Annotated in this window: 16 protein-coding genes and 1 pseudogene; 13 read left to right on the top strand and 4 right to left on the bottom strand. The window is 66.7% G+C overall.

Going from position 1 to position 19816, the window contains the following annotated elements:
• Positions 1-336: 336 nt before the first annotated feature.
• The 3 genes from RCH07_RS14105 to RCH07_RS14095 all read left to right on the top strand — a co-directional run bounded on the left by RCH07_RS14105 (position 337) and on the right by RCH07_RS14095 (position 3812).
• Positions 337-1725 carry an MFS transporter gene (locus tag RCH07_RS14105; RefSeq protein WP_442784835.1) on the top strand — a complete coding sequence of 463 codons (1389 nt, stop codon included), beginning with the start codon at positions 337-339 and terminating at the stop codon, positions 1723-1725.
• Positions 1726-1754: 29 nt separating this feature from the next.
• Entirely contained in the window at positions 1755-2528 is a 774-nt protein-coding gene (locus RCH07_RS14100; RefSeq protein WP_326968101.1) for an SDR family NAD(P)-dependent oxidoreductase, read from the top strand.
• A gap of 150 nt (positions 2529-2678) precedes the next feature.
• Positions 2679-3812, top strand: a complete 1134-nt coding sequence (locus RCH07_RS14095; protein ID WP_326968100.1) for an LOG family protein — start codon at positions 2679-2681, stop codon at positions 3810-3812.
• Between the two features lie 4 nt (positions 3813-3816).
• Here RCH07_RS14095 and RCH07_RS14090 read toward each other — a convergent pair whose 3' ends face one another.
• On the bottom strand, positions 3817-4737 hold the full coding sequence (locus tag RCH07_RS14090; RefSeq protein WP_326968099.1) for a matrixin family metalloprotease: 921 nt from the start codon (positions 4735-4737) through the stop codon (positions 3817-3819).
• A gap of 62 nt (positions 4738-4799) precedes the next feature.
• Positions 4800-5987, bottom strand: coding sequence for a VIT1/CCC1 transporter family protein (locus tag RCH07_RS14085; protein WP_442784834.1), 1188 nt, complete (start codon positions 5985-5987; stop codon positions 4800-4802).
• Positions 5988-6260: 273 nt separating this feature from the next.
• On the opposite strand from RCH07_RS14085, the gene RCH07_RS14080 reads away from it, so the two are divergent.
• Positions 6261-6488 (top strand): hypothetical protein, encoded by a 228-nt coding sequence (locus RCH07_RS14080; protein ID WP_326968098.1) that lies wholly within the window; start codon positions 6261-6263, stop codon positions 6486-6488.
• Between the two features lie 112 nt (positions 6489-6600).
• Here the strand turns inward: RCH07_RS14080 and RCH07_RS14075 are convergent, their stop codons facing one another.
• Entirely contained in the window at positions 6601-8139 is a 1539-nt protein-coding gene (locus RCH07_RS14075; protein WP_326968097.1) for a sodium:solute symporter, read from the bottom strand.
• Positions 8140-8470: 331 nt separating this feature from the next.
• On the opposite strand from RCH07_RS14075, the gene RCH07_RS14070 reads away from it, so the two are divergent.
• Entirely contained in the window at positions 8471-9046 is a 576-nt protein-coding gene (locus RCH07_RS14070) for a helix-turn-helix domain-containing protein (RefSeq protein ID WP_326968096.1), read from the top strand.
• A 123-nt stretch (positions 9047-9169) separates the two neighbouring features.
• Here RCH07_RS14070 and RCH07_RS14065 read toward each other — a convergent pair whose 3' ends face one another.
• The gene (locus RCH07_RS14065) at positions 9170-9364 is read right to left on the bottom strand and encodes a hypothetical protein (RefSeq protein WP_326968095.1); all 195 of its coding nucleotides are present in this window, start codon (positions 9362-9364) and stop codon (positions 9170-9172) included.
• A 438-nt stretch (positions 9365-9802) separates the two neighbouring features.
• Here RCH07_RS14065 and speB point away from each other — a divergent pair, with 438 nt between their 5' ends.
• From speB to RCH07_RS14025, 8 genes and pseudogenes are all read left to right on the top strand, one after another.
• Positions 9803-10897, top strand: coding sequence for an agmatinase (speB, locus tag RCH07_RS14060; RefSeq protein ID WP_326968094.1), 1095 nt, complete (start codon positions 9803-9805; stop codon positions 10895-10897).
• On the top strand, positions 10894-12594 hold the full coding sequence (locus RCH07_RS14055; RefSeq protein ID WP_326968093.1) for a thiamine pyrophosphate-binding protein: 1701 nt from the start codon (positions 10894-10896) through the stop codon (positions 12592-12594). The genes speB and RCH07_RS14055 overlap by 4 nt, the downstream gene beginning before the upstream one ends.
• 166 nt (positions 12595-12760) lie before the next feature.
• Entirely contained in the window at positions 12761-13240 is a 480-nt protein-coding gene (locus tag RCH07_RS14050; RefSeq protein ID WP_326968092.1) for a MarR family winged helix-turn-helix transcriptional regulator, read from the top strand.
• Between the two features lie 10 nt (positions 13241-13250).
• On the top strand, positions 13251-14993 hold the full coding sequence (locus RCH07_RS14045) for an MFS transporter (RefSeq protein WP_326968091.1): 1743 nt from the start codon (positions 13251-13253) through the stop codon (positions 14991-14993).
• Positions 14994-15204: 211 nt separating this feature from the next.
• Positions 15205-16938 carry an ABC transporter ATP-binding protein gene (locus tag RCH07_RS14040; protein ID WP_326968090.1) on the top strand — a complete coding sequence of 578 codons (1734 nt, stop codon included), beginning with the start codon at positions 15205-15207 and terminating at the stop codon, positions 16936-16938.
• Positions 16939-17033: 95 nt separating this feature from the next.
• Complete coding sequence (locus RCH07_RS14035; RefSeq protein ID WP_326968108.1) at positions 17034-18965, top strand: ABC transporter ATP-binding protein; 1932 nt, start codon at positions 17034-17036, stop codon at positions 18963-18965.
• Between the two features lie 53 nt (positions 18966-19018).
• Positions 19019-19426 (top strand): annotated as a pseudogene (locus RCH07_RS14030) (acyl-CoA thioesterase); the annotation flags it as partial.
• Positions 19427-19550: 124 nt separating this feature from the next.
• Complete coding sequence (locus RCH07_RS14025; protein ID WP_326968089.1) at positions 19551-19805, top strand: hypothetical protein; 255 nt, start codon at positions 19551-19553, stop codon at positions 19803-19805.
• The last annotated feature ends 11 nt before the right edge of the window (positions 19806-19816 follow it).

Raw genomic sequence — 19816 nt, 5'->3', positions numbered from 1 at the left:
GCTTCTTCGTCACAGCCTTGCGTTGACTCATTGTCAGCTCCATAGTCGAAGGCCTACCGCCACCGGCGAACCGGAACGGACAGGCGCACCGCTACACGCGCATTCTCAAATGATTCTTCGATACCTGCTTCGCGCGCATTTTCTATGAGTCAACGCGGGGGCTTGACGTAATCCACATCACTCTTCTATGCTTTTTCTCATGTCATTCAGACAGATGTCTGACATCTGACTCAAGCTGAATCGGGCCCCCGGGTCCAACTGGACTGAGCCTCCCAAACATCCCCACGGATTCCCGTCACCGTCGAAAGGTGCGGGCCTTCGTTAGACAGAAGGTCGATGATGACTTCACACTCCCTAAAGTCCGCAGGACTCGGCGAACTTGGCGAGCGTACGCTCCGCAAGGTCCGCCGCCGCGTTATGCCGCTGATTGTCCTGCTCTACTTCGTTGCCTACCTTGACCGCAACAACGTGGGCTTCGCCAAACTCACCATGAGCGAGGACATCGGCCTGAACGCCGCCGCGTACGGACTGGGCGCCGGAATCTTCTTCCTTGGCTACGCGCTCCTTGAGGTCCCGAGCAACGCCGGGATGTACCGGTTCGGCGCCCGCAAGTGGCTGGCCCGCATCCTCATTACCTGGGGCATCTTCGCCACGGCGATGTCCCTGGTGAACGGTGAAACCACCTACTACGTGATCCGATTCCTGCTGGGGGCGGCGGAGGCCGGGTTCTTCCCTGCCATCCTCTTCTACCTGACACTCTGGTTCCCCGCCGCACAGCGAGTGACGGTGCTCGGCATCTTCATTCTGGCCCAGCCGGTGTCTAATGCCCTGGGCGCCCCGGTCTCCGGGTTGCTCCTGCAGATGGACGGCCTCATGGGCCTCCAGGGCTGGCAATGGCTGTACATTATCGAAGGCATCCCCGCCATCCTCCTGGGCCTGCTCACCCCCATCCTCATGACCGACCGCCCGCGGGATGCCACCTGGCTCAACAATGAGGAACGCGAATGGCTCGCCACCACCATGGACAAAGAATTGGCCGCCAAGTCCGGCTCGGGCAACCACAACTTCCTGGCCGGCCTCAAGGACAAACGCACCCTGACCTACTCTGCCCTCTACTTCGGGCTGGTCTGCGGGATTTACGGACTGGGACTGTGGATGCCCACCATAGTCTCCGCGCTGGGTAAGTTCTCCACGGCCCAGGTCGGCTTTATCGTGTTGGTCCCTTACACCGTGGCCGCCGTGTTTGTGTACTTCTGGAGCAAGCGCGCCGACCGGACCGGCAAGCGCGCCTGGCACACCGCCGTCAGCATGGTGCTGGCCGGGATGGGCCTTCTGGCCGCAGGATACCTGCTGCCCGTCAACCCAATTCTGGCCATGATCGGATTGACGGCCTCGGCCATGGGCATCTACGGCGCGATCGCACCGTTCCTTTCCATGCCCTCTGCCGCACTGACGGGAGCGGCCGCGGCCGCCGGGTTGGCCCTGATCAACTCGCTGGGCAATCTGGGCGGGTTCGTTGCCCCCTTCGCCGTCGGGCTCCTGAACGACGCCACGGGGAACAACCAGAGCGGCCTGCTGTTCCTGTCCTTCTGCCTGTGCATCACGGCGGTGGCAACCTACCTCTACGCCCGCAAACGCCCCGAAGGCGATGCCGCCCTGTACCCCGCAGTTGCCGCGGACGCCGGGATGGCCGCTGACTCCACGGCCACCGCCAAGTCCTCCTAATACCAAGATCTCCAAAGGAACCACACACAATGACTACAACCACTTTCCCCGCCGAACGCACCGTTGTCCTGACCGGCGCCGCGTCGGCTCGCGGCATCGGCCGCGCCGCCGCTGACCGGATGGCCAGCGAGGGGTGGTCCATCGCCATCCTTGACATCAACGCGGAGGACGCCAAGGCAGCCGCCGCGGAGATCGGTTCCAACCGCGCGGTCAAGGCCGTCGGCGTTGGGACGGATGTGTCCGATGCGGCCTCCGTTGACCGCGCCATCACCGAGGTCGAAGACTCGCTTCCGCCGATTGTCGCCCTGGCCAACCTGGCAGGCATCAGCTCCCCGACGACGTTTATGGAAACGACCGTCGAGGAGTGGGACAAGGTCTTTGCGATCAATATGCGGGGAACGTTCATCGTTTCGCAGCGGGTCCTCAAGGGCATGATCGAGCGGAAGCTCGGGCGGATCGTCAGTATCTCCTCCATCTCGGCCCAGCGGGGCGGCGGGACGTTCTCGAAAGTGGCCTACAGCGCCACCAAGGCCGGAATCCTCGGGTTCACCCGCGCCTTGGCCCGCGAGGTCGGCGAGTTCGGGATCACGGTCAATGCGATTGCCCCCGGCCCGATCGACACCGACATCATGGGGGGAACCCTCACCGATGAGCGCAAGGCCCAGCTCTCCGAGGGCATCATGATGGGCCGGGTCGGCACCCGCGAGGAAGTGGCGGCCCTGATTGCCTTCCTGCTGGGTCAGGACTCGGGCTACATCACCGCCGCCACCTATGACATCAACGGCGGCCTTCAGGTTTCCTGACCCGGGCCCGGCCCGGCCCACCGCCCGTTGCGCTATCACTTTTAGGCCCTATCCTCCCGGAATGGCCGCCAAGAGTGATAGCGCAACGGGGTTAAACGCCGCCGACGTCGATCCCCGTGCCGCGCCCCGGCCGCGGTCTAGGCTGGCCCTATGACCGCCGCCCGCAGCCTGCACCCCAGCCCTCGCACCCTGGAGGTCGAGAGCCTTGACAGCTTTGACCGGCTAAACGCGGCCGGTGCCAGAACCATGCACGGCTGGCATGTGCAATCGCTGGACCTGCGCGGACGGACGCCACAGCTCGAGGCCATGCAGGCCCAGGGCGCGATCTTCCTTGGCTGCACTTTCGACGACGGCGTGGAGGATACGCTGCGCAGCCGCGGCGCCCTGATTTTCCCCAGACTCGAAACCATGCCGTTCAACCCCTACCGCGGGCAGCTCTACACCCCGCACGAGCTCTATGAAGGCATTGCCGACTCACGCTACGAGGACACCCCGGATGCCAGGGTGTACCAGTGGAGTATCCGGCCGGGCCGGCGGCACCGTCTCGACGCCACCCTGGCCGCCGCCCTGCACGACCATTCGATCGGCGATGCCCTCGACGAGCTGACCCGCTCGGAACTGTGCGGGGGCCGGAGCATGGTGGGTGTTATGGGCGGCCACGACGCCCGCCGCGGGACGGCGGTCTTCGAGGAAGCCGCGCGGCTCGGCCGGCTGCTGGCCAGGGATGGCAGGGTCGTCGCCACCGGCGGCGGGCCTGGAACTATGGAAGCCGCGAACCTCGGCGCCTACTTGAGCGAGGCGTCGGAGCCGGAGTTCCGGCGGGCCCTGGACGGCCTTGCCGCGGTGCCCGCCTTCCTGCCGTCGGTGTCGGCGTGGGCGCGGGCGGCGGCCGCCGTCGTCGAACGCCATCCGGGCGGAACGCCGTCGCTCGGCGTCCCCACCTGGTTTTACGGCCATGAGCCGCCCAACTTCTTCGCCACCCACATTGCCAAATACTTCGCCAACGCCGTCCGCGAGGCCGTTCTGCTGGAACTGTGCAACGGCGGAATTGTGTTTCTGCCGGGCTCGGGCGGCACGGTGCAGGAGATCTTCCAGGACGCCTGCGAGAACTACTACGGCACACCGGAAACCATCGTGCCGATGGTGCTGGTGGGGGAGGAGCACTGGCTGCGCCGCTTCCCGGCGTGGCCTTTGCTGCAGAGCCTCGCCGCCGGCCGGCCGATGGAGAACAGGATCTTCCTCGTGGACACCGTGGCGGAAGCGCTCGCCGTCCTGGGCCGCTGAGCGGTTAAAGGTCTTTGCGGCACTGGGCGCGTCCCAGCTCGCGCAGGCCGAACAGGTCCCCGGCGGCCAGACCGTCCGGGGCGCCGATCTCCGGATACATAAGCTGCACCGGGTCGTCCACGTGTTCCAGGCCCATAACGTGGCCCAGTTCGTGCAGGATCACGGCGGTGGCATAGTCGGCGCCGTCAGGCCGGCCGAGGTCCTCGGCGATCTGCGGGGCATCGAGTTCGAGGCTGCCGGTGACGAAGCTCTTGGGCCCGCTGCCGAAGCTGAAATGCGTGCTGCCGCCGGTGCCGATGACGGGGCCTTTGAGCTGCGGAGCCTGTTCCGGGGTGGTCCACGCAATCAGCAGCGGCGCCCAACGGTCCCCATAGACGGCCTGCTGGTACGGCATACGTTCTTGCGACGGCGCCTCGGTAGTGGCGCCGTCATCGATGAACGTGATGCCGGTGGCGCGTGAGACGGTCCGGATCGCGTCGTCGACGAGGAGTTCGGCGTCCGCGGGCGCGAGTCCGGCGTTGACCACATAGTGCAGAGGTCGGCACGGCGAATAGCCCACCGGGGTGCCGTCGTCGTTCGTGGCCAGGAACTTGAACGCTGTGCTGGCAACGGCCGGTGCCTGGGGCCGGGCCAGCGGCTCGTCCTGCTCTTCGAATCCCGGCGTGGGAGTGTCCGTCCGGGAATTCTGCGCGGCGCCGGACTGCTGACCCGCATGGGCGGCGCCAGCCTGAGCGGCGCCGGCCTGCCCGGACTGCCCTGCCTGGTCTGCCACCGGCGGGCCGGGGTCCGCGCCGGGACGTGCGTTCGATCCCGATCCGCGGCTGACCTCGAAGAGTCCGGTGAGTCCCGGGTCGCCGGAGACGAATCCGGCGGCCAGGAAGGCGGTGCCGGCAATCAGGGCCGCAGCGCTCAGGCCGCGGACCATCCGCAGGACGGCGCGTGGGCGGCTGCGCCGCGCTGTCCGGTCCCGGAACCCAGGACCCTCCACTACGCGACCACCGCGCCGAAGGCCAGGCCCAGCAGGTACGTGACCCCGGCAGCGCCCATGCCGATGGCAAGCTGCCGGAATCCTCGGGACGTGGGGGACGTGCCGGAGAGCAGGCCCACGACGCCGCCGGTGGAGAGAAGTGCCAGCCCCACCAGGACCGCGGCGACCACGAGCGCCGGAACACCGGTCATGCCCAGTACGAACGGGATGATCGGCACGATTGCTCCGGAGGCGAAGAAGCAGAAGCTCGACGCTGCTGCGCCCCAGGCGGTCCCGATAGCCTCGTGCTCGTCACGGGTCTCCGGACGTTCCGGCTGCAGCGAAAGGCTGGGATCGCAGTCGCAGTCCAGCAGGCCCATCCGCTCCGCGACGCGGTGCTCGGCCGCGTCCCTGGACATGCCCCGGGCCAGGTAGACGAGCAGCAGCTCATTGTGTTCGATATCCAGCGAGGGCGCCGCGGCCAGGGTGATCTGGGTGGGGCGGGTCGCGGCGAGGAGCTCACGCTGGGAGCGCACGGAGATGAACTCGCCCGCCCCCATCGACAGTGCACCGGCCAACAGCCCGGCTACACCGCTGAGGAGCACCACGGAGCTGGCCACACCGGAGGCCGCCATGCCCATCACGAGGGAAAGGTTGCTGACCAGGCCATCGTTGGCGCCGAAAACGGCCGCGCGGAAGGTCCCGGCCAGGCGGTTGCGGCCTCTGGTGGCGAGTCCGCGGACCACTTCCTCATGGATCTGCTCGTCGGCGACCATGGCGGGAGTGGCAGACGGATCGGTGGCGTATGGCGAGCGGCTCTCGGCCCGCTGCGCGAGGGCCAGGACAAAGACCGAGCCGAAGTGGCGGGCCAGGAAGCCCAGGAATCGGCTGCGGAGCGAGGCGGGGCGGGGCCGTCCCGCGTGCCCGCCGAGCAGCTGGAGCCAGTGCGCCTCGTGGCGGCCCTCCGCCTCGGCCAGGGCGAGCAGGATGGCGCGCTCTTCACCCCGGCGGTTCTGCGCCAGGTCGCGGTAGACGGAGGCTTCGGCCCGTTCGTCGGCGAGGTACTGCCGCCACCGCTTGACGTCTGCCGAGCCCGGCGCGGGGACAGCCGGCGGCACCGCGGCCTGCGTCTCCGGGCGGGGCGCTTGACCGGGTTCACGGGGGCGGGGTTCCGGGTTGAATGGATCAGATGGGGCGCGCTGAGGCACGGAAGCTCCTGGGCTTGATGGGGCATGGTTCGGCCCCACTGCGTCTCCAGACTACCCCGTAATTCCGCGTATTTTCGGCTGGCAGTCCTCAGTGGAATGTTGAGGCAAGCCGTAAAAGTGCCCGTCCCTCGGAGGAACCGGCTGCCCCTCCGCTCATATGCCGGGACTCCCGCCGGGGCGGTCCTTGACCGGGTGGGACAGCGGTGTTCGAATGAATCCCAAGGGCGGTTTCCCAGGAATCCGCCGCCAGCCCGAGCGCACGGAGGTAGCACCATGGACATCACTGGATCGCATCCCGGATCGCAGCCGGCATCACCTCCGATCCAGCCGGTGAGGGATACCATCGAGTCCGATCCGGCCTACGACTATGCCGAGGACACGCCGATCGACGATGAGACCTGGGACGAGGAGGGGGAGGTGGACGAGTCCGCCGCTACCGGGGACGAGCGGGTTATGCCCCTGGACGCGGACGAGTTCCGTGCACCGGAAGACGGGGACTGAGCGGCGCAGCACTCCAGCCAGCAAACGACGACGCCGGTGCCTCCCCGAAGGGAAGCGCCGCCGTCGACCTTTAACCCGCTGCCTCTGAGGGTGCCGCGGTGAACACAGCCCCTTAGTGCGTCCGGACCGGAGCCTGGTCTTCTTCGACGACGACGACGACGACGGCGCGGCCGGCGACGCGCCGGCGCCAGTTCGCCATCACGGCGGAATCCGTCGGCGTGGTCAGCAGCGAGACGGCGATGTACACGATCGCGGACGCGGCCAGGCCGAAGTATATCGGTTCGTTGGCGTAAATACCCTCCAGCGGAACCTCGGCGTTGACCTCCAGGATGATCATGGTGCCGAGAGTGATGACTGAACCGACCGCCATGGAGGCGGCCGCTGCCACGCCGGTGCCGCGCTTCCAGATAAGGCCGCCGAGGATGGCGACGAGGAGGCCGCCGACGAGGATGTCGTAGGCGATAGTCAGCGCGGCGACCACGTCCTTGGTGATGATGGCGATGACGATCGCCACGATCCCGAGGCCCAGGACCCACATGCGGTTGGCTCTGACATCGTGCTCCGGGTTGTCCGTGTCATCGGTGTTGATGGTCTTGCCGAACCAGCTCGCGACGAAGGGCACGACGTCGGCACGGGCCACGGTGGCGGCGGCGATCAGGGCGCCGGAGGCGGTGGACATCATCGCGGCGACGGCTGCGGCGAGCACGAGGCCGCCGACGCCGATCGGCAGGAGCTGCGTGGCGACCTCGGCGTAAACAACGTCCTTGCCCAGGGCCTTGACGTCGATGTCCGGCAGGGCAACGCGGGCGCCGAGGCCGATCAGGGCGCCCGCCGCACCGTAAAGGATGCAGTAGATACCGGCGGTGGCGCCGCCCCAGCGCGCAACGGTGGGGGTCTTGGCGGTGAAGACGCGCTGCCAGATGTCCTGGCCGATCAGCAGGCCCAGGGTGTAGACCACGAAGTAGGTGATGATGGTCTGGATGCCGATGCCGTCAATCTGGAAGAAGCTGGCGTCAACCCGGGCGCGGATGCCGTCCAGGCCGCCGGCTGCGTTGAGTGTGAAGGGCAGCATCAGGAAGAAGATGCCGACGGTTTTGATGACGAACTGGACCTGGTCTGCCAGGGTGATGGACCACATGCCGCCGATCGTCGAATAGACCAGCACGATCGCGCCGCCGATGGCGATGGCCAGCGCTCGGTCCCAGCCGAAGAGCACCACGAAGATGGTGGCGTAGGCGCCGGTGGAAGTGGCGCACAGCATCAGCGTGTAGGCAAGCATTACGATGCCCGAGGTCTGCGTGGCCCGGCTGCCGTAGCGCAGGCTCAACATCTGGGAGACGGTGTAGATCTTCAGCTTCTGGATGGTGCTGGCGAACAACAGGCTCAGGAGCAGGACGCCGGCGCCAATCGCGACTACCAGCCACATGCCGGAGATGCCGAACCTGTAGCCGAGGCCAACGCCGCCGACCGTGGAGGCGCCGCCCAGCACGACGGCGGCCATGGTGCCGGTGTAGAGGAACGGCCCGAGGCGGCGGCCTGCAACCAGGAAGTCGCTATTGTTCTTCGTGCGGGATTTACCCCACCAGCCGAAGGCCAGCATGGCGACCAGATACACCACCACGATGGCGATGTTAACGAAATTTGCGTCCACGAGGGGCTCCTTGAAATTGTTCGGATCAGGGCCGGACCCGTCGGCGCGCACCAGCACGCATGAAGGTCCGCTGCCTTACGACGGATTGATGGGGGGAACACCCGGTGGGGCGCCCAACACTTCGCAAATAGTGGTAGTTGCCTCATCGATGATTGCCCAATAAGCAACGCTTGTTGCCAAACAGTATGTTGTGATCCCGGTAACAGTCAAGACGCATTCCGTGGCTTCGGCGTATCCGGCGTTCCGGCGTCCCGGTCCCGCTAGTATTGCTCCAACGAAGGAGTATTGCTCCATCGAAGGGGCCGAGCGGCCAGCCGTGAAAGGTTCCGAAATGAAGGCTCTACCAGTTGAACCGAGCAACGTTCCCGTTGCCATCGGGTCCAGGATCCGCGCCGCGCGGCAGTCGCAGCGCCTCACGATCGAGCAGGTTGCCGACGCCACCGGACTGACCAAAGGCTTCCTGAGCCGGGTGGAGCGGGATCTGACCTCACCCTCGGTCGCCTCCCTCGTGACGCTGTGCCAGGTGCTGTCCATCTCGATCGGCGAGCTGTTTGCAGCCCCGGAAACGCATCTCACCAAGCAGAATGAAGGACCCCGGATTTCGCTCGGTGGCGAGGGGATCGTGGAGCGGCTGCTGACCGCCCGCTCCGAGCGCCGCGTCCAAATCATCCAGGCCGTGATCGAGCCGCGCGGCCGCGGTGAATCCGAGCTCTACGCAGTGGACTGCGACGTCGACGTGCTGCATGTGGTCAAGGGCAGCATCCGGCTGATCCTCACCAACGAGGAGTTCGAGCTCCATTCGGGGGACACCGTGACCTTCCCCGGCCGGGAGCCGCACACCTGGGTCAACCCCACGGACGACGCCGTCGAGGTCCTCTGGGTGCTGGTCCCCGCCGCCAGCCGGTAGCTCCAGCGCCTCCAGCTGCGCTCCTTCCCGGTTGCTCCCTGCCAGGCCGCCTGCCGGACCTGGCGGGCCGCGGAAATCCGCGTGCTGGAGGGGGGTGGGCTCCGGAGTAACTGGGCAGGAGCGTCAGGCTTGAGGAGTTGTGGGCTGTGGACGCCGGGACAGCACGGCCCGGATTTCGGCCAGGACGCGCTCCGGTTCGAACCAGACGTGCTCCGGCATGTGCCGGAGGACGGCGAAACCGCTCAGGGTGGAGGCGTTGTTCCGGCCCAGGTCCCGGCGCAGGGCCTCACGGCTGGAATAAAACGCGAAGCCATCCACCTCTACGATCAGGAATCCCTCGATCAGGAAGTCGACCCGGCCGATCCCGGGCAGGTAGACCTGCGCGTCGTAGCCAATTCCGTTGGCGCGGAACTAGTGCTGGGCGTCGACCTCCACGATGGACTCGGCCCGCACGTCCAGCTGATGCAGCGCTTTGCGGACTTGGCCGGCAGTGAAACGCGGTTATTGGGCTATCTGGATAACCCGCGACCGGGCCCGGCCTGCGCTCCTGCCCAGTTACTCGCCGCCGCAGCGCCTGCAGTCAGCCCCCGGGCCCGGATTCTCGGGGGCGCGCCGGGAGCGTCGCGCCGGCACCGCGTGGGCGTCGGGCCCTCCCCGGCCAGGGTGATTTTGTAAACATTTGATGCACAAGAGGCAACTTCGCGTGTATGATGGCTGTCACACCCGTCGGTCAATCCTCGAAGGAGGGGCTTTCCTTTGGAAGAGCTGCGCATCGAGGCCAATGGCAACCTTGGCCCCATCGATTCATCCCGCATTCCGCGCTACGCGGGTGCCGCCACTTACGCCCGGCTGCCCCGGCTGGACCAGGTCGCCAAAGCGGACGTCACTGTTGTTGGCGTGCCGTTCGATTCCGGTGTTTCCTACCGGCCCGGCGCCCGCTTCGGCGCCAACCACGTCCGCGAGGCCAGCAGGCTGCTGCGCCCTTATAACCCGGCGTGGGACGTCAGTCCTTTCGAGAACATCCAAGTGGCCGACGCCGGGGACATGGCGGTCAACCCCTTCAGCATCAATGACGCCATCGAGACCATCCAGCAGAACGCCCTGGATCTGACGGCCGCCGGCAGTAAGCTCCTGACCCTCGGCGGCGACCACACCATCGCCCTGCCGCTGCTCCGCGCCGCCGCCGAGCGCGCCGGCGAGCCCGTCGCCATGCTCCACTTTGACGCCCATCTGGACACCTGGGACACCTACTTCGGCGCCGAGTACACCCACGGCACCCCGTTCCGCCGCGCCGTCGAGGAAGGCATCCTGGACACCGAGGCCATCAGTCACATCGGCACCCGCGGCCCGCTCTACGGCAAGAAGGACCTCGACGACGACCACCGATTCGGCTTCGGCATCGTCACCTCCGCCGACGTCTACTACCAGGGCGTGCTGGAAATCGTCGCCAAAGTCCGCGACCGGATCGGCAACCGTCCGCTCTACATCTCGGTGGATATCGACGTCCTGGATCCCGCCCACGCACCCGGCACCGGAACCCCGGAAGCGGGCGGCATTACCAGCCGCGAGCTGCTGGAAATCATCCGCGGCTTCCGCGGCATGAACCTCATCGGGGCCGACGTCGTCGAGGTCGCCCCCGCGTACGACCACGCCGACATCACCGGCGTCGCCGCCAGTCATGTCGCGTACGAACTCATCACCCTGATGGCAGACCTTGCCGTCGAGGGCAACAGGGATGGCAACAGGGAGGGCGCCACCGGCTACGCCGCGCAGGCCCTCGGCCAGGAGTCCCGCCGTCCGGCCGGCTTCGCCCCGGCGGCCCGGCGCATCGAGAACGCGGTCTCCCAGTGAGCGGCGTGCGCAACGGCGGAGACCTGGTCGTCGAGACCCTCGAAGCACTTGGCGCCAAGACCGTCTTCGGCATCCCGGGCCAACACGCGCTGGGGCTCTTTGACGCGATGGGCCGCGGTAACCTGCACTTCGTCTCTTCCCGGGTGGAGAACAACTCGGCCTTCGCCGCGGACGGCTACTCCCGCGCCACCGGGGAGGTCGGCGTCCTCTTCCTGTCCACGGGACCCGGCGCGCTGACTTCCCTGGCCGGGCTGCAGGAGGCCTACGCCACGGGTGTCCCGATGGTGGTGGTCGCGAGCCAGATCCCGCTGGACGGACTCGGCGCCCGCCGCAAGGGGATGCTGCACCAGCTCGATGACCAGAAGGCCTCGGCCGCCAACGTCACCAAGAGCCAGCGGCTGATTCAGCACGCCTCCGGCATTCCCTCCGCCATCCAGGACGCCTGGACCGAGGCGATCTCCTCGCCGCAGGGCCCCGTCTGGCTGGAAATCCCGCAGAACGTCCTGCTGGATCCCATCATGGTGCCCCCGGTGGAGGATGCCCTGGCCGAAGCGGCGGACAATCCGCCCCGCGTGGAACTGGTGCGCGAGGCCGTGAAATGGCTCGCGGCGGCAGAGCGTCCAGCCATCATCGCCGGCGGCGGCACCCGCCGCGGCCGGGCCGAGGCGTCGTTGCTCTCCATCGCTGAAAAACTCCGCGCCCCGGTCATCTGCACCCCCGGCGGCAACGGGGCGTTCCCCTGGAATCACGAGCTCTCGCTGCAGTCCTGGATCGAGGACCAGCACATGACGGAGCTGCTCGAGGACGCCGATGTGCTGATCGTGATCGGCTCGTCCCTCGGCGAAGTCACCTCCAACTACTTCACCTTCGAACCGCGCGGCCGGATCATCCAGATCGACGCCGAACCCCGCGTGCTCGAATCCAACCGCCCCGGACTGGGCATCCGTGCCGACGCCGGTCAGGCCCTCGCCGCCCTTGACGCCGCGCTGACTGAACCGCACGGTGAACGCGCCGACTGGCATGGCACATCCCCCGAAACCCTGGTCAAGGATTCACTCACCAAGGTCAGGGCCCGGCTGGAATCACAGGACCTCGGCAAGGAACTGAAATTCATGGCGGACATCCGCGAGGCCGTCCCCGCCCAGATGCAGACCTTCTGGGATATGACGATTTCCGCCTACTGGGCCTGGAGCTGCTGGGACACCCGCGAGGGCCAGTTCCACTCCGCGCAGGGCGCCGGCGGCCTCGGCTTCGGCTTCCCCGCGGCGATCGGCGGCGCCGTCGGCCTGGAAACCACCGGCAGCCCGGGCAACGCCGGCAACGCCGGAAACCCCGAAAACCCGGGCAATCCAGCCCGTGTGCTTGCCGTCTCCGGCGACGGCTCAGCGATGTACTCCATCTCGGAGCTCGCCACGGCTAAGCAGCACAACGTCCCGGTCACCTGGCTGATCGTGGACGACGGCGGCTACGGCATCCTGCGCGAATACATGGTGGGCGCCTTCGGTAAAGCCACGGCCACCGAACTCGCCCGTCCTGACTTCGTAAAGCTGGCGGAGGCTTTCGGCGTTCCGGCCGTCCGGGTGGCTCCGGAGGACATCGGGGCGGCACTCAAGGCGGGCTTCGCTGCGGACGGACCGAACGTCGTCGTCGTCGAAACCCTGCTGAAGATGTTCGCTCCGACCCACTTGGAGGCCTGACACTTTCCGCACAGCGCCCGAGCGCGGACCGGCAGCCCAGCTGCCGGTCCGCGCTGCGTTTAAGCCGACGCCCTCTTAACTCTGATTAGCTCTGACAGGAGCGTTAGTTTCCCAAAGTAACCATATTGACGTATATTGTTGCCTAGGGCAAGCAAAAGGGGAGTCCATGGCAGTTGAATACGGCGCCGCAGCCAAACTTGTCTATCAAATCTTCGATCTCCAGCGCGCGGTTCGTTGCGTCGCGGCGGTCAATCTCCGGGGACAGGACACCGGTATTGCGCTGCAGGGCGTCCTGCGCTTCGTGGGGGAGGGCGAGTCGCGGGCCACGCACCTGGCCGAGCGGCTCGGCGTCAGTGCCCCGGTCCTGAGCCGGCACATCGCCGAACTCGAAGAGCAGGGCTATGTGGTCCGCCGGCCCGATCCGCTGGACGGACGCGCGCAGCTGGTGGCGCTGTCGCCGTCCGGAACCGAGAAGCTCCGCTCCATCGAGGATCAGCGCGCCGCCACCCTGCAGGACTTCCTGCAGGACTGGAGCGAACAGGACGTCGAGGAGACAGTGCGCACCCTGAAGAAACTTGCTGAGTCCCTGCGGACCTCAGCCCGGGCAACGACGGCCGGATCCACGAATACGCCCGACATTGTCTAAGGAGCGCCCCATGGCAGAAATCGCAGAAATGCCCCCCGCACCACCGGCGGCGATGACCCACCGTCAGATCATGGAGGCCCTGACCGGTCTGCTGGCGGCCTTCTTCACGGCGATCATCAGCAGCACCATTGTGGCCAACGCACTGCCCACCATCATGTCCGAGCTCAAGGGCACACAGACGGACTTCGCCTGGGTCATCACGGCGGCGCTGCTGGCCAACGCAGCCACCACACCGATCTGGGGCAAGCTCGCCGACCTCTTTAATAAGAAGGTCCTCGTGCAGCTCAGCATCGTGATCTTTGTGGCCGGCTCCGTGATGGCGGGCCTGTCTGAGACGATCCCGCTGCTGCTGACGGCCCGCGTTATCCAGGGCATCGCCATGGGCGGCCTCACGGCGCTGGCCATGGCGATCATCGGCTCGATCATCCCGCCCCGGGACCGCGGCAAGTACTCCGGCTACATGGGTGCAGTCATGGCCGTCGGCACTGCGGGCGGGCCGTTGCTCGGCGGATTCATCGTCGACAGCCCGCTGGGCTGGCGCTGGACCTTCTTCGTCTGCGTCCCCCTCGCCGTCATTGCCCTCATCCTGCTGCAGCTCACGCTGAAACTGCCGCACGTCAGGCGCCCGGCGACGATCGACTGGCTCGGCTCCATCCTGCTCACCTCCGGCGTCAGCCTGCTGCTGATCTGGGTCTCCTTCGTCGGCAACCCGGACTACTACGACTGGTGGTCCTGGCAGACGGCCGCGATGGTGGGCGGCGGCGTGGTGCTCCTGGCCATGCTGGTGTTAGTCGAATCACGCGTGCCGCAGCCCATCATCCCGCTGAAGCTCATCTCCGAGCGCACCACGGCCCTGGCTATCCTCGCCTCGGTCGCCGTCGGCGTTGCAATGTTCGGTTCCTCCACATTCCTGGGCCAGTACTTCCAGGTCGCCCGCGGCGCATCACCCACCGAGGCCGGATTGCTGACCCTGCCGATGATCGCCGGCAACCTGATCGGTTCCGTCGTGTCCGGGCTGCTGATCAGCCGCACCGGTAAGTGGAAGCGCTACCTGATCGCCGGCGCCATCCTGCTGGTCGGCGGGCTGGGCCTCGCCGGCACCATCGATCACACCACCGCGCTCTGGCTCGCGGGCCTCTACACCGCGATCCTCGGCCTCGGCCTGGGGCTGCTCATGCAGAACCTCGTCCTGGTGGTTCAAAACACGGTCCGGGCCGGCGACATCGGCACCGCCAGCGCCTCCGTGGCATTCTTCCGCTCCGTCGGTGGCGCCATCGGTGTCTCGGTGCTGGGCGCAATCCTGGGTAACCGGGTCAAGGACCTCGCCGCCGAGGGGCTCGCCGCGGCCGGGATCCCCGTGCCAGGCGGAGCCGCCGGCGCCAGCCTGGACCTCAAGGACATGCCGGCCCCGGTCCGCGAGATCATGCGGGCAGCCTACGGTGACGCAACGGCCCAGATCTTCATGATCTCGGCCATCATCGGCGTCGTGGCTCTGGTAGCGGTCCTCTTCATCACGGAACAGCCGTTGCGGCGCACCGTGGATATCCAGCCGGCCAAAGCTGAGAAGGACGACGACGGCGGCCCGGCCACCGCGTCCGGCGGGCCCGCCGCCGGCGCCGAGTCTCCCGCCGGCGCCGCGACTGTGGTCGAGCCTGCCGCCGGCCCGGCGGCAGCCACCGGAATCGTGGATCTCGACCGGGAATATATTGAGGTGCTCGGCAGGCAGCGCGAAGACCGGTTCCGCTCCCGGTAGCTGCGACCCAGCCCGGCGAACCCAGCCCGGCGAACCTACCCCGTTGGGATGATATTTGGTGTCCCATGTTCCCCGTGCGCGGGGGATTTCGTAGAGTAGGAAAATGACGGCTGTCGGCCCCCTCTGCTACTACTGGGAGCATCTCGTTGATGTTGCCTCGCTGTTTTCTTCTCCAGCCTCATTTATTCAGAATTCCTAAGGACTCGTGGGCATGCTTGTCACCCTCATACGGCGCTATTCCAAGCCGTATCTGCCGTACATTGCGGCAGTCATCGTCTTCCAGTTGGCCTCCACCATCGCGGCCCTCTACCTCCCCAGCCTCAACGCGCAGATCATCGACGAGGGCGTCTCCCGCGGCGACACGGACTACATCTGGCGCACCGGCGTCCTCATGCTGGGCGTCTCCCTCATCCAGGTCGCCACCGCAATCGCCGGTGTCTATTACGGTTCCAAGGCCGCGATGGCTTTCGGCCGGGACCTGCGCCGGGGTGTGTTCCGGAAAGTCACCAGCTTCTCCGCCCGGGACGTCAACGTCTTTGGCGCACCGACGCTCATCACGCGCGGCACCAACGATGTCCAGCAGGTCCAGATGCTGATGCTTATGGGGCTGAACTTCATGGTGGCTACCCCCATCATGTGCATTGGCGGCATCTTCATGGCCCTCCGCGAGGATCTGAACCTGTCCTGGCTGGTCTGGGTTTCGGTGCCGGTGCTTGTGGTCGTCGTGGGCTATCTCGTGGTCCGGCTGATGCCGCTCTTCCGCTCCATGCAGAAGAAGATCGACCGGCTCAACGGGATCCTCCGCGAGCAGATCATCGGCATCCGCGTGGTCCGTGCCTTCGTGCGCGAGCCGCACGAGGCGGAACGGTTCGGCGCCGCGAACATGGAACTCACCGACGTCTCGCTGAAGATCGGCGCCCTGTTCGTGCTGATGTTCCCCGCCATCGGCATGATCCTGCACGTCTCCACCGCCGCCGTGCTGTGGTTCGGCGGCCAGCGGGTGGACGCGGGGGAGATGCAGATCGGCTCCCTGACGGCGTTCCTTCAGTACCTGTTGCAGATCCTGATGGCGGTGATGATGGGCACGTTCATGGTCATGATGATCCCGCGCGCCTCGGTCTGCGCGGACCGCATCGGTGAGGTGCTCGACGTCGAACCCTCCATCCATGAGCCCGCCACCCCGGTGTCCCCGGCGCAAAAGGCCGGCCGGGTGGAGTTCCGGAATGTGTCTTTTGCCTATCCGGGTGCCGAAGCGCCGGTGCTGAGCAACATCAGTTTCACGGCCGAGCCGGGTCAGACGGTGGCGATCATAGGATCCACCGGCGCCGGCAAGACCAGTCTGCTGGCCCTGCTGCCGCGGCTCTACGACGCCGCCTCGGGTGAGGTGCTGCTCGACGGCGTCCCGGTCACCAACCTGGACCGGGCCGAGATCACGCAGCGGGTTGCCATGGTCCCGCAGCGGCCCTACCTGTTCTCCGGCACCATCGGGCACAACCTGCGCTTCGGCAAGCCCGAGGCTACGGACGAGGAACTCTGGGAGGCCCTGACCGTCGCCCAGGCCGCGGACTTTGTGCGCGAGAAGAACAATGCGCTCGACGCGCGGATCGCCCAGGGCGGCACCAACGTTTCCGGCGGCCAGCGCCAGCGGCTCTGTATCGCCCGGGCGCTGGTCACCGAGCCCAAGGTCTACCTCTTCGACGACTCGTTCTCGGCCCTCGACGTCGCCACCGACGCCAGGCTCCGCCGCGCGCTCAAGGCCAAAACTGCCGACGCCACGGTGATCATCGTCGGCCAGCGCGTCTCCACCATCGCCGACGCGGACCAGATCCTGGTGCTCGAGAACGGCCGGATCGTGGACCGGGGCACCCACGAGGAACTCCTGTCGAGTTCCAGCACCTACCAGGAAATTGTTGAATCCCAGCTGACCTCGGAGGCAGCGGCGTGAGCACCAGCGAAAAGACCACACCCCCAACCCCGGACGCGGCTCCCGACGACGATTTCTTCGAGGAGGAATACACCCCCGGCGAGGCCGACGGCGGCATGTTCGGCGACCTGCCAGCCAAGAAAGCCCAGCACTTCTGGCCCGCCGCCAAGCGGCTCATGGCTCTGTTGAAGCCCGAGCGGGCCGGCATCATCGCCGTGCTGGCAATGGTGACAGTCGCCGTCGTCCTGAACGTCATCGCGCCCCGGATCCTCGGCCAGGCCATGGACGTGATCTTCGCGGGGGTGGTGGGCAAGCCGCTGCCCGCCGGGGCCAGCAAGGACCAGATCGTCGAAGGACTGCGCGCCCAGGGCGAGAACAACTTCGCGGACATGCTCGCCAAAATGGACCTCATCCCCGGGGCGGGCGTTGATTTCCAGCGGCTTGGGTTCCTGATCAGCGTGGTGCTGGTCATGTACTTCTTCGCCAACATCTTCCTCTGGCTGCAGGGCTATGTGCTGAACGTGCTGGTCATGCGGGTGGTCCGCAAACTGCGCGATGACACCGAGAAGAAGCTGAACAAGCTCCCGCTGAACTACTTTGACACCCGCCAGCGCGGCGACATCCTGTCCCGCGTCACCAACGATGTGGACAACATCCAGCAGGCTCTGCAGCAGGCCTTCGCCCAGCTGGTGAACTCCGCACTGACGGTGATCGGCATCGTCATCATGATGTTCATCGTCTCCTGGCAGCTGGCCCTGATTGCCCTGGTGGCGCTGCCGCTTTCGGCGGTGGCCGCCGGCATCATCGGCGTCCGCAGCCAGAAGCTTTTCGCGTCGCAGTGGAAGAACACCGGGGAGCTCAACGGCCAGATCGAGGAGTCCTTCTCCGGGCATGACCTGGTCCGCGTGTTCGGCCGCGACGCCGATATGATGGCGAGCTTCGACGAACGGAACGAGGCGCTCTACCGGGCCAGCTTCGGGGCTCAGTTCGTCTCCGGCATGATCATGCCGGTCCTGCAGTTTGTCTCCTACCTCAGCTACGTGGGGATCGCCGTCGTCGGCGGGCTGCGCGTCGCCTCCGGCAGCATGAGCCTGGGCGATGCCACCGCGTTCATCCAGTACTCACGGGAATTCACCCAGCCGCTGGGCCAGATGGCGGGCATGGCGAACATGCTGCAGTCCGGCGTCGCCTCCGCGGAGCGGGTGTTCGAGTTCCTCGACGCCGAGGAACAGGACGCCGAGACCGCCACCGAGCACCTGCCGGCCAAGACCGACGGGCACGTCGATTTCCGGCACATCACCTTCAGCTACACCCCGGACAAGCCGCTGATCGAGGACCTGTCCTTCACCGCCGAGCCCGGGCACACCGTGGCGATCGTCGGCCCCACCGGTGCCGGCAAGACCACCCTGGTGAACCTCGTGATGCGTTTCTACGAACTCAGCGGCGGCAGCATCACGCTCGACGGCGTGGACGTCACCCAGCTGAGCCGTGCCGAGCTGCGTGCCAAGATCGGCATGGTCCTGCAGGACGCCTGGCTGTTCGGCGGCACCATCTACGACAACATCCGGTACGGCAAACTGGACGCCACCGAGGAACAGGTGATGGAGGCGGCGAAGGCCACCTTCGTGGACCGCTTCGTCCGGGCGCTCCCGGACGGCTACAACACGATCATCGACGAGGAAGGCAACAACGTCAGCGCCGGCGAGAAGCAGCTGATCACCATCGCCCGGGCCTTCGTGGCGAACCCCTCGCTGCTCATCCTGGACGAAGCGACCAGCTCGGTGGACACCCGCACCGAGGTGCTGGTCCAGAAGGCCATGGCGGCGCTCCGCACCGAGCGCACCAGCTTCGTGATCGCGCACCGGCTCTCCACCATCCGCGACGCCGACACCATCCTGGTGATGGAAGCGGGCCGCATCGTGGAGCAGGGACGGCACGCCGAACTGCTGGAGCTGAAGGGCGCGTACTACCGCCTGTACATGTCCCAGTTCGCCGGTGAGGGCGCCGGCGACGTCATCGAAGATGACGCGACGGCGGTGCACAGCTGAGCGACGCCGGCCGGGCCGCTTCAGAGGCACGGCGCGTCGAAGTGCAGGTCCCGATGCGCTGGGGCGACATGGACGCCTACGGCCACATCAACAACGTGCAGATTGTCCGGATTCTCGAGGAGGCACGCATCGCCGCGTTCGGCCCGCCCCTCGGCTCCGGGCTGGCCGGAAGCGAGCCACCGGTGCCGCTCTTTAATAAGGTCCCGGTCGGCGTCCTGGCCCTCGTGGTGGAGCATAGGATCCGCTACGTCAAAACGCTTGAGTACCGCAATGTCCCGGCGGTGGTGGTGCTGTGGATCGGCGCGGTGAAGGGCGCCAGCTTCGACATTCATTACCTGGTGCAGGACCCCGTGACCCGGGAGGATTGCGTCCGGGCCACGAGCCACCTGGCGTTTGTGGCGGCGGACACCGGGCGGGTGCTGCGGCTGACCCCGGAGCAGAAGGACACGCTCTCGCCGTTCATGGCAGTCCACCCGGCCCGCCCGGACCCAGGCCCGCCCGGTCCCATAGCCTCTACCCCGGTGCGCTGGCCGGCCCTAGAATGAACCACGCTGCCCGCCAAGCAAGGAGCAAGGAGTACAGATCATGGTGAAGAAGAGCAGGAAGAACGCGAAGAAGAAAAGCTGGAAGGAGCTCTCGCCGATGGCGAAGTTCGGCACCGTCACGGCGGCGGTTGTCCAGCTTTCGCTGCTGGTCGCGGCCCAACGGGATATTTCGCGCCGCCCGGCCGAGCAGATCCGGGGCAGCAAGGCGATGTGGCGGATGGCCACCCTGGTCAACTTCATCGGCCCGGGCAGCTACTTCACCTTCGGAGTCATCAGGCGACCGGCCGGCTCGTAGCCGCTGTCGCC

The organism is Arthrobacter sp. CG_A4, from assembly GCF_035985125.1.
Lineage (GTDB): Bacteria > Actinomycetota > Actinomycetes > Actinomycetales > Micrococcaceae > Arthrobacter.
This window is presented reverse-complemented; position numbering and strand designations above follow the sequence as displayed.

Coding starts and splice junctions, on each gene's coding strand:
- RCH07_RS14105 (WP_442784835.1), top strand. CDS start 337: ATGATGACTTCACACTCCCTAAAGTCCGCAGGACTCGGCGAACTTGGC.
- RCH07_RS14100 (WP_326968101.1), top strand. CDS start 1,755: ATGACTACAACCACTTTCCCCGCCGAACGCACCGTTGTCCTGACCGGC.
- RCH07_RS14095 (WP_326968100.1), top strand. CDS start 2,679: ATGACCGCCGCCCGCAGCCTGCACCCCAGCCCTCGCACCCTGGAGGTC.
- RCH07_RS14090 (WP_326968099.1), bottom strand. CDS start 4,737: ATGGTCCGCGGCCTGAGCGCTGCGGCCCTGATTGCCGGCACCGCCTTC.
- RCH07_RS14080 (WP_326968098.1), top strand. CDS start 6,261: ATGGACATCACTGGATCGCATCCCGGATCGCAGCCGGCATCACCTCCG.
- RCH07_RS14070 (WP_326968096.1), top strand. CDS start 8,471: ATGAAGGCTCTACCAGTTGAACCGAGCAACGTTCCCGTTGCCATCGGG.
- RCH07_RS14050 (WP_326968092.1), top strand. CDS start 12,761: ATGGCAGTTGAATACGGCGCCGCAGCCAAACTTGTCTATCAAATCTTC.
- RCH07_RS14045 (WP_326968091.1), top strand. CDS start 13,251: ATGGCAGAAATCGCAGAAATGCCCCCCGCACCACCGGCGGCGATGACC.
- RCH07_RS14040 (WP_326968090.1), top strand. CDS start 15,205: ATGCTTGTCACCCTCATACGGCGCTATTCCAAGCCGTATCTGCCGTAC.
- RCH07_RS14035 (WP_326968108.1), top strand. CDS start 17,034: ATGTTCGGCGACCTGCCAGCCAAGAAAGCCCAGCACTTCTGGCCCGCC.
- RCH07_RS14025 (WP_326968089.1), top strand. CDS start 19,551: ATGGTGAAGAAGAGCAGGAAGAACGCGAAGAAGAAAAGCTGGAAGGAG.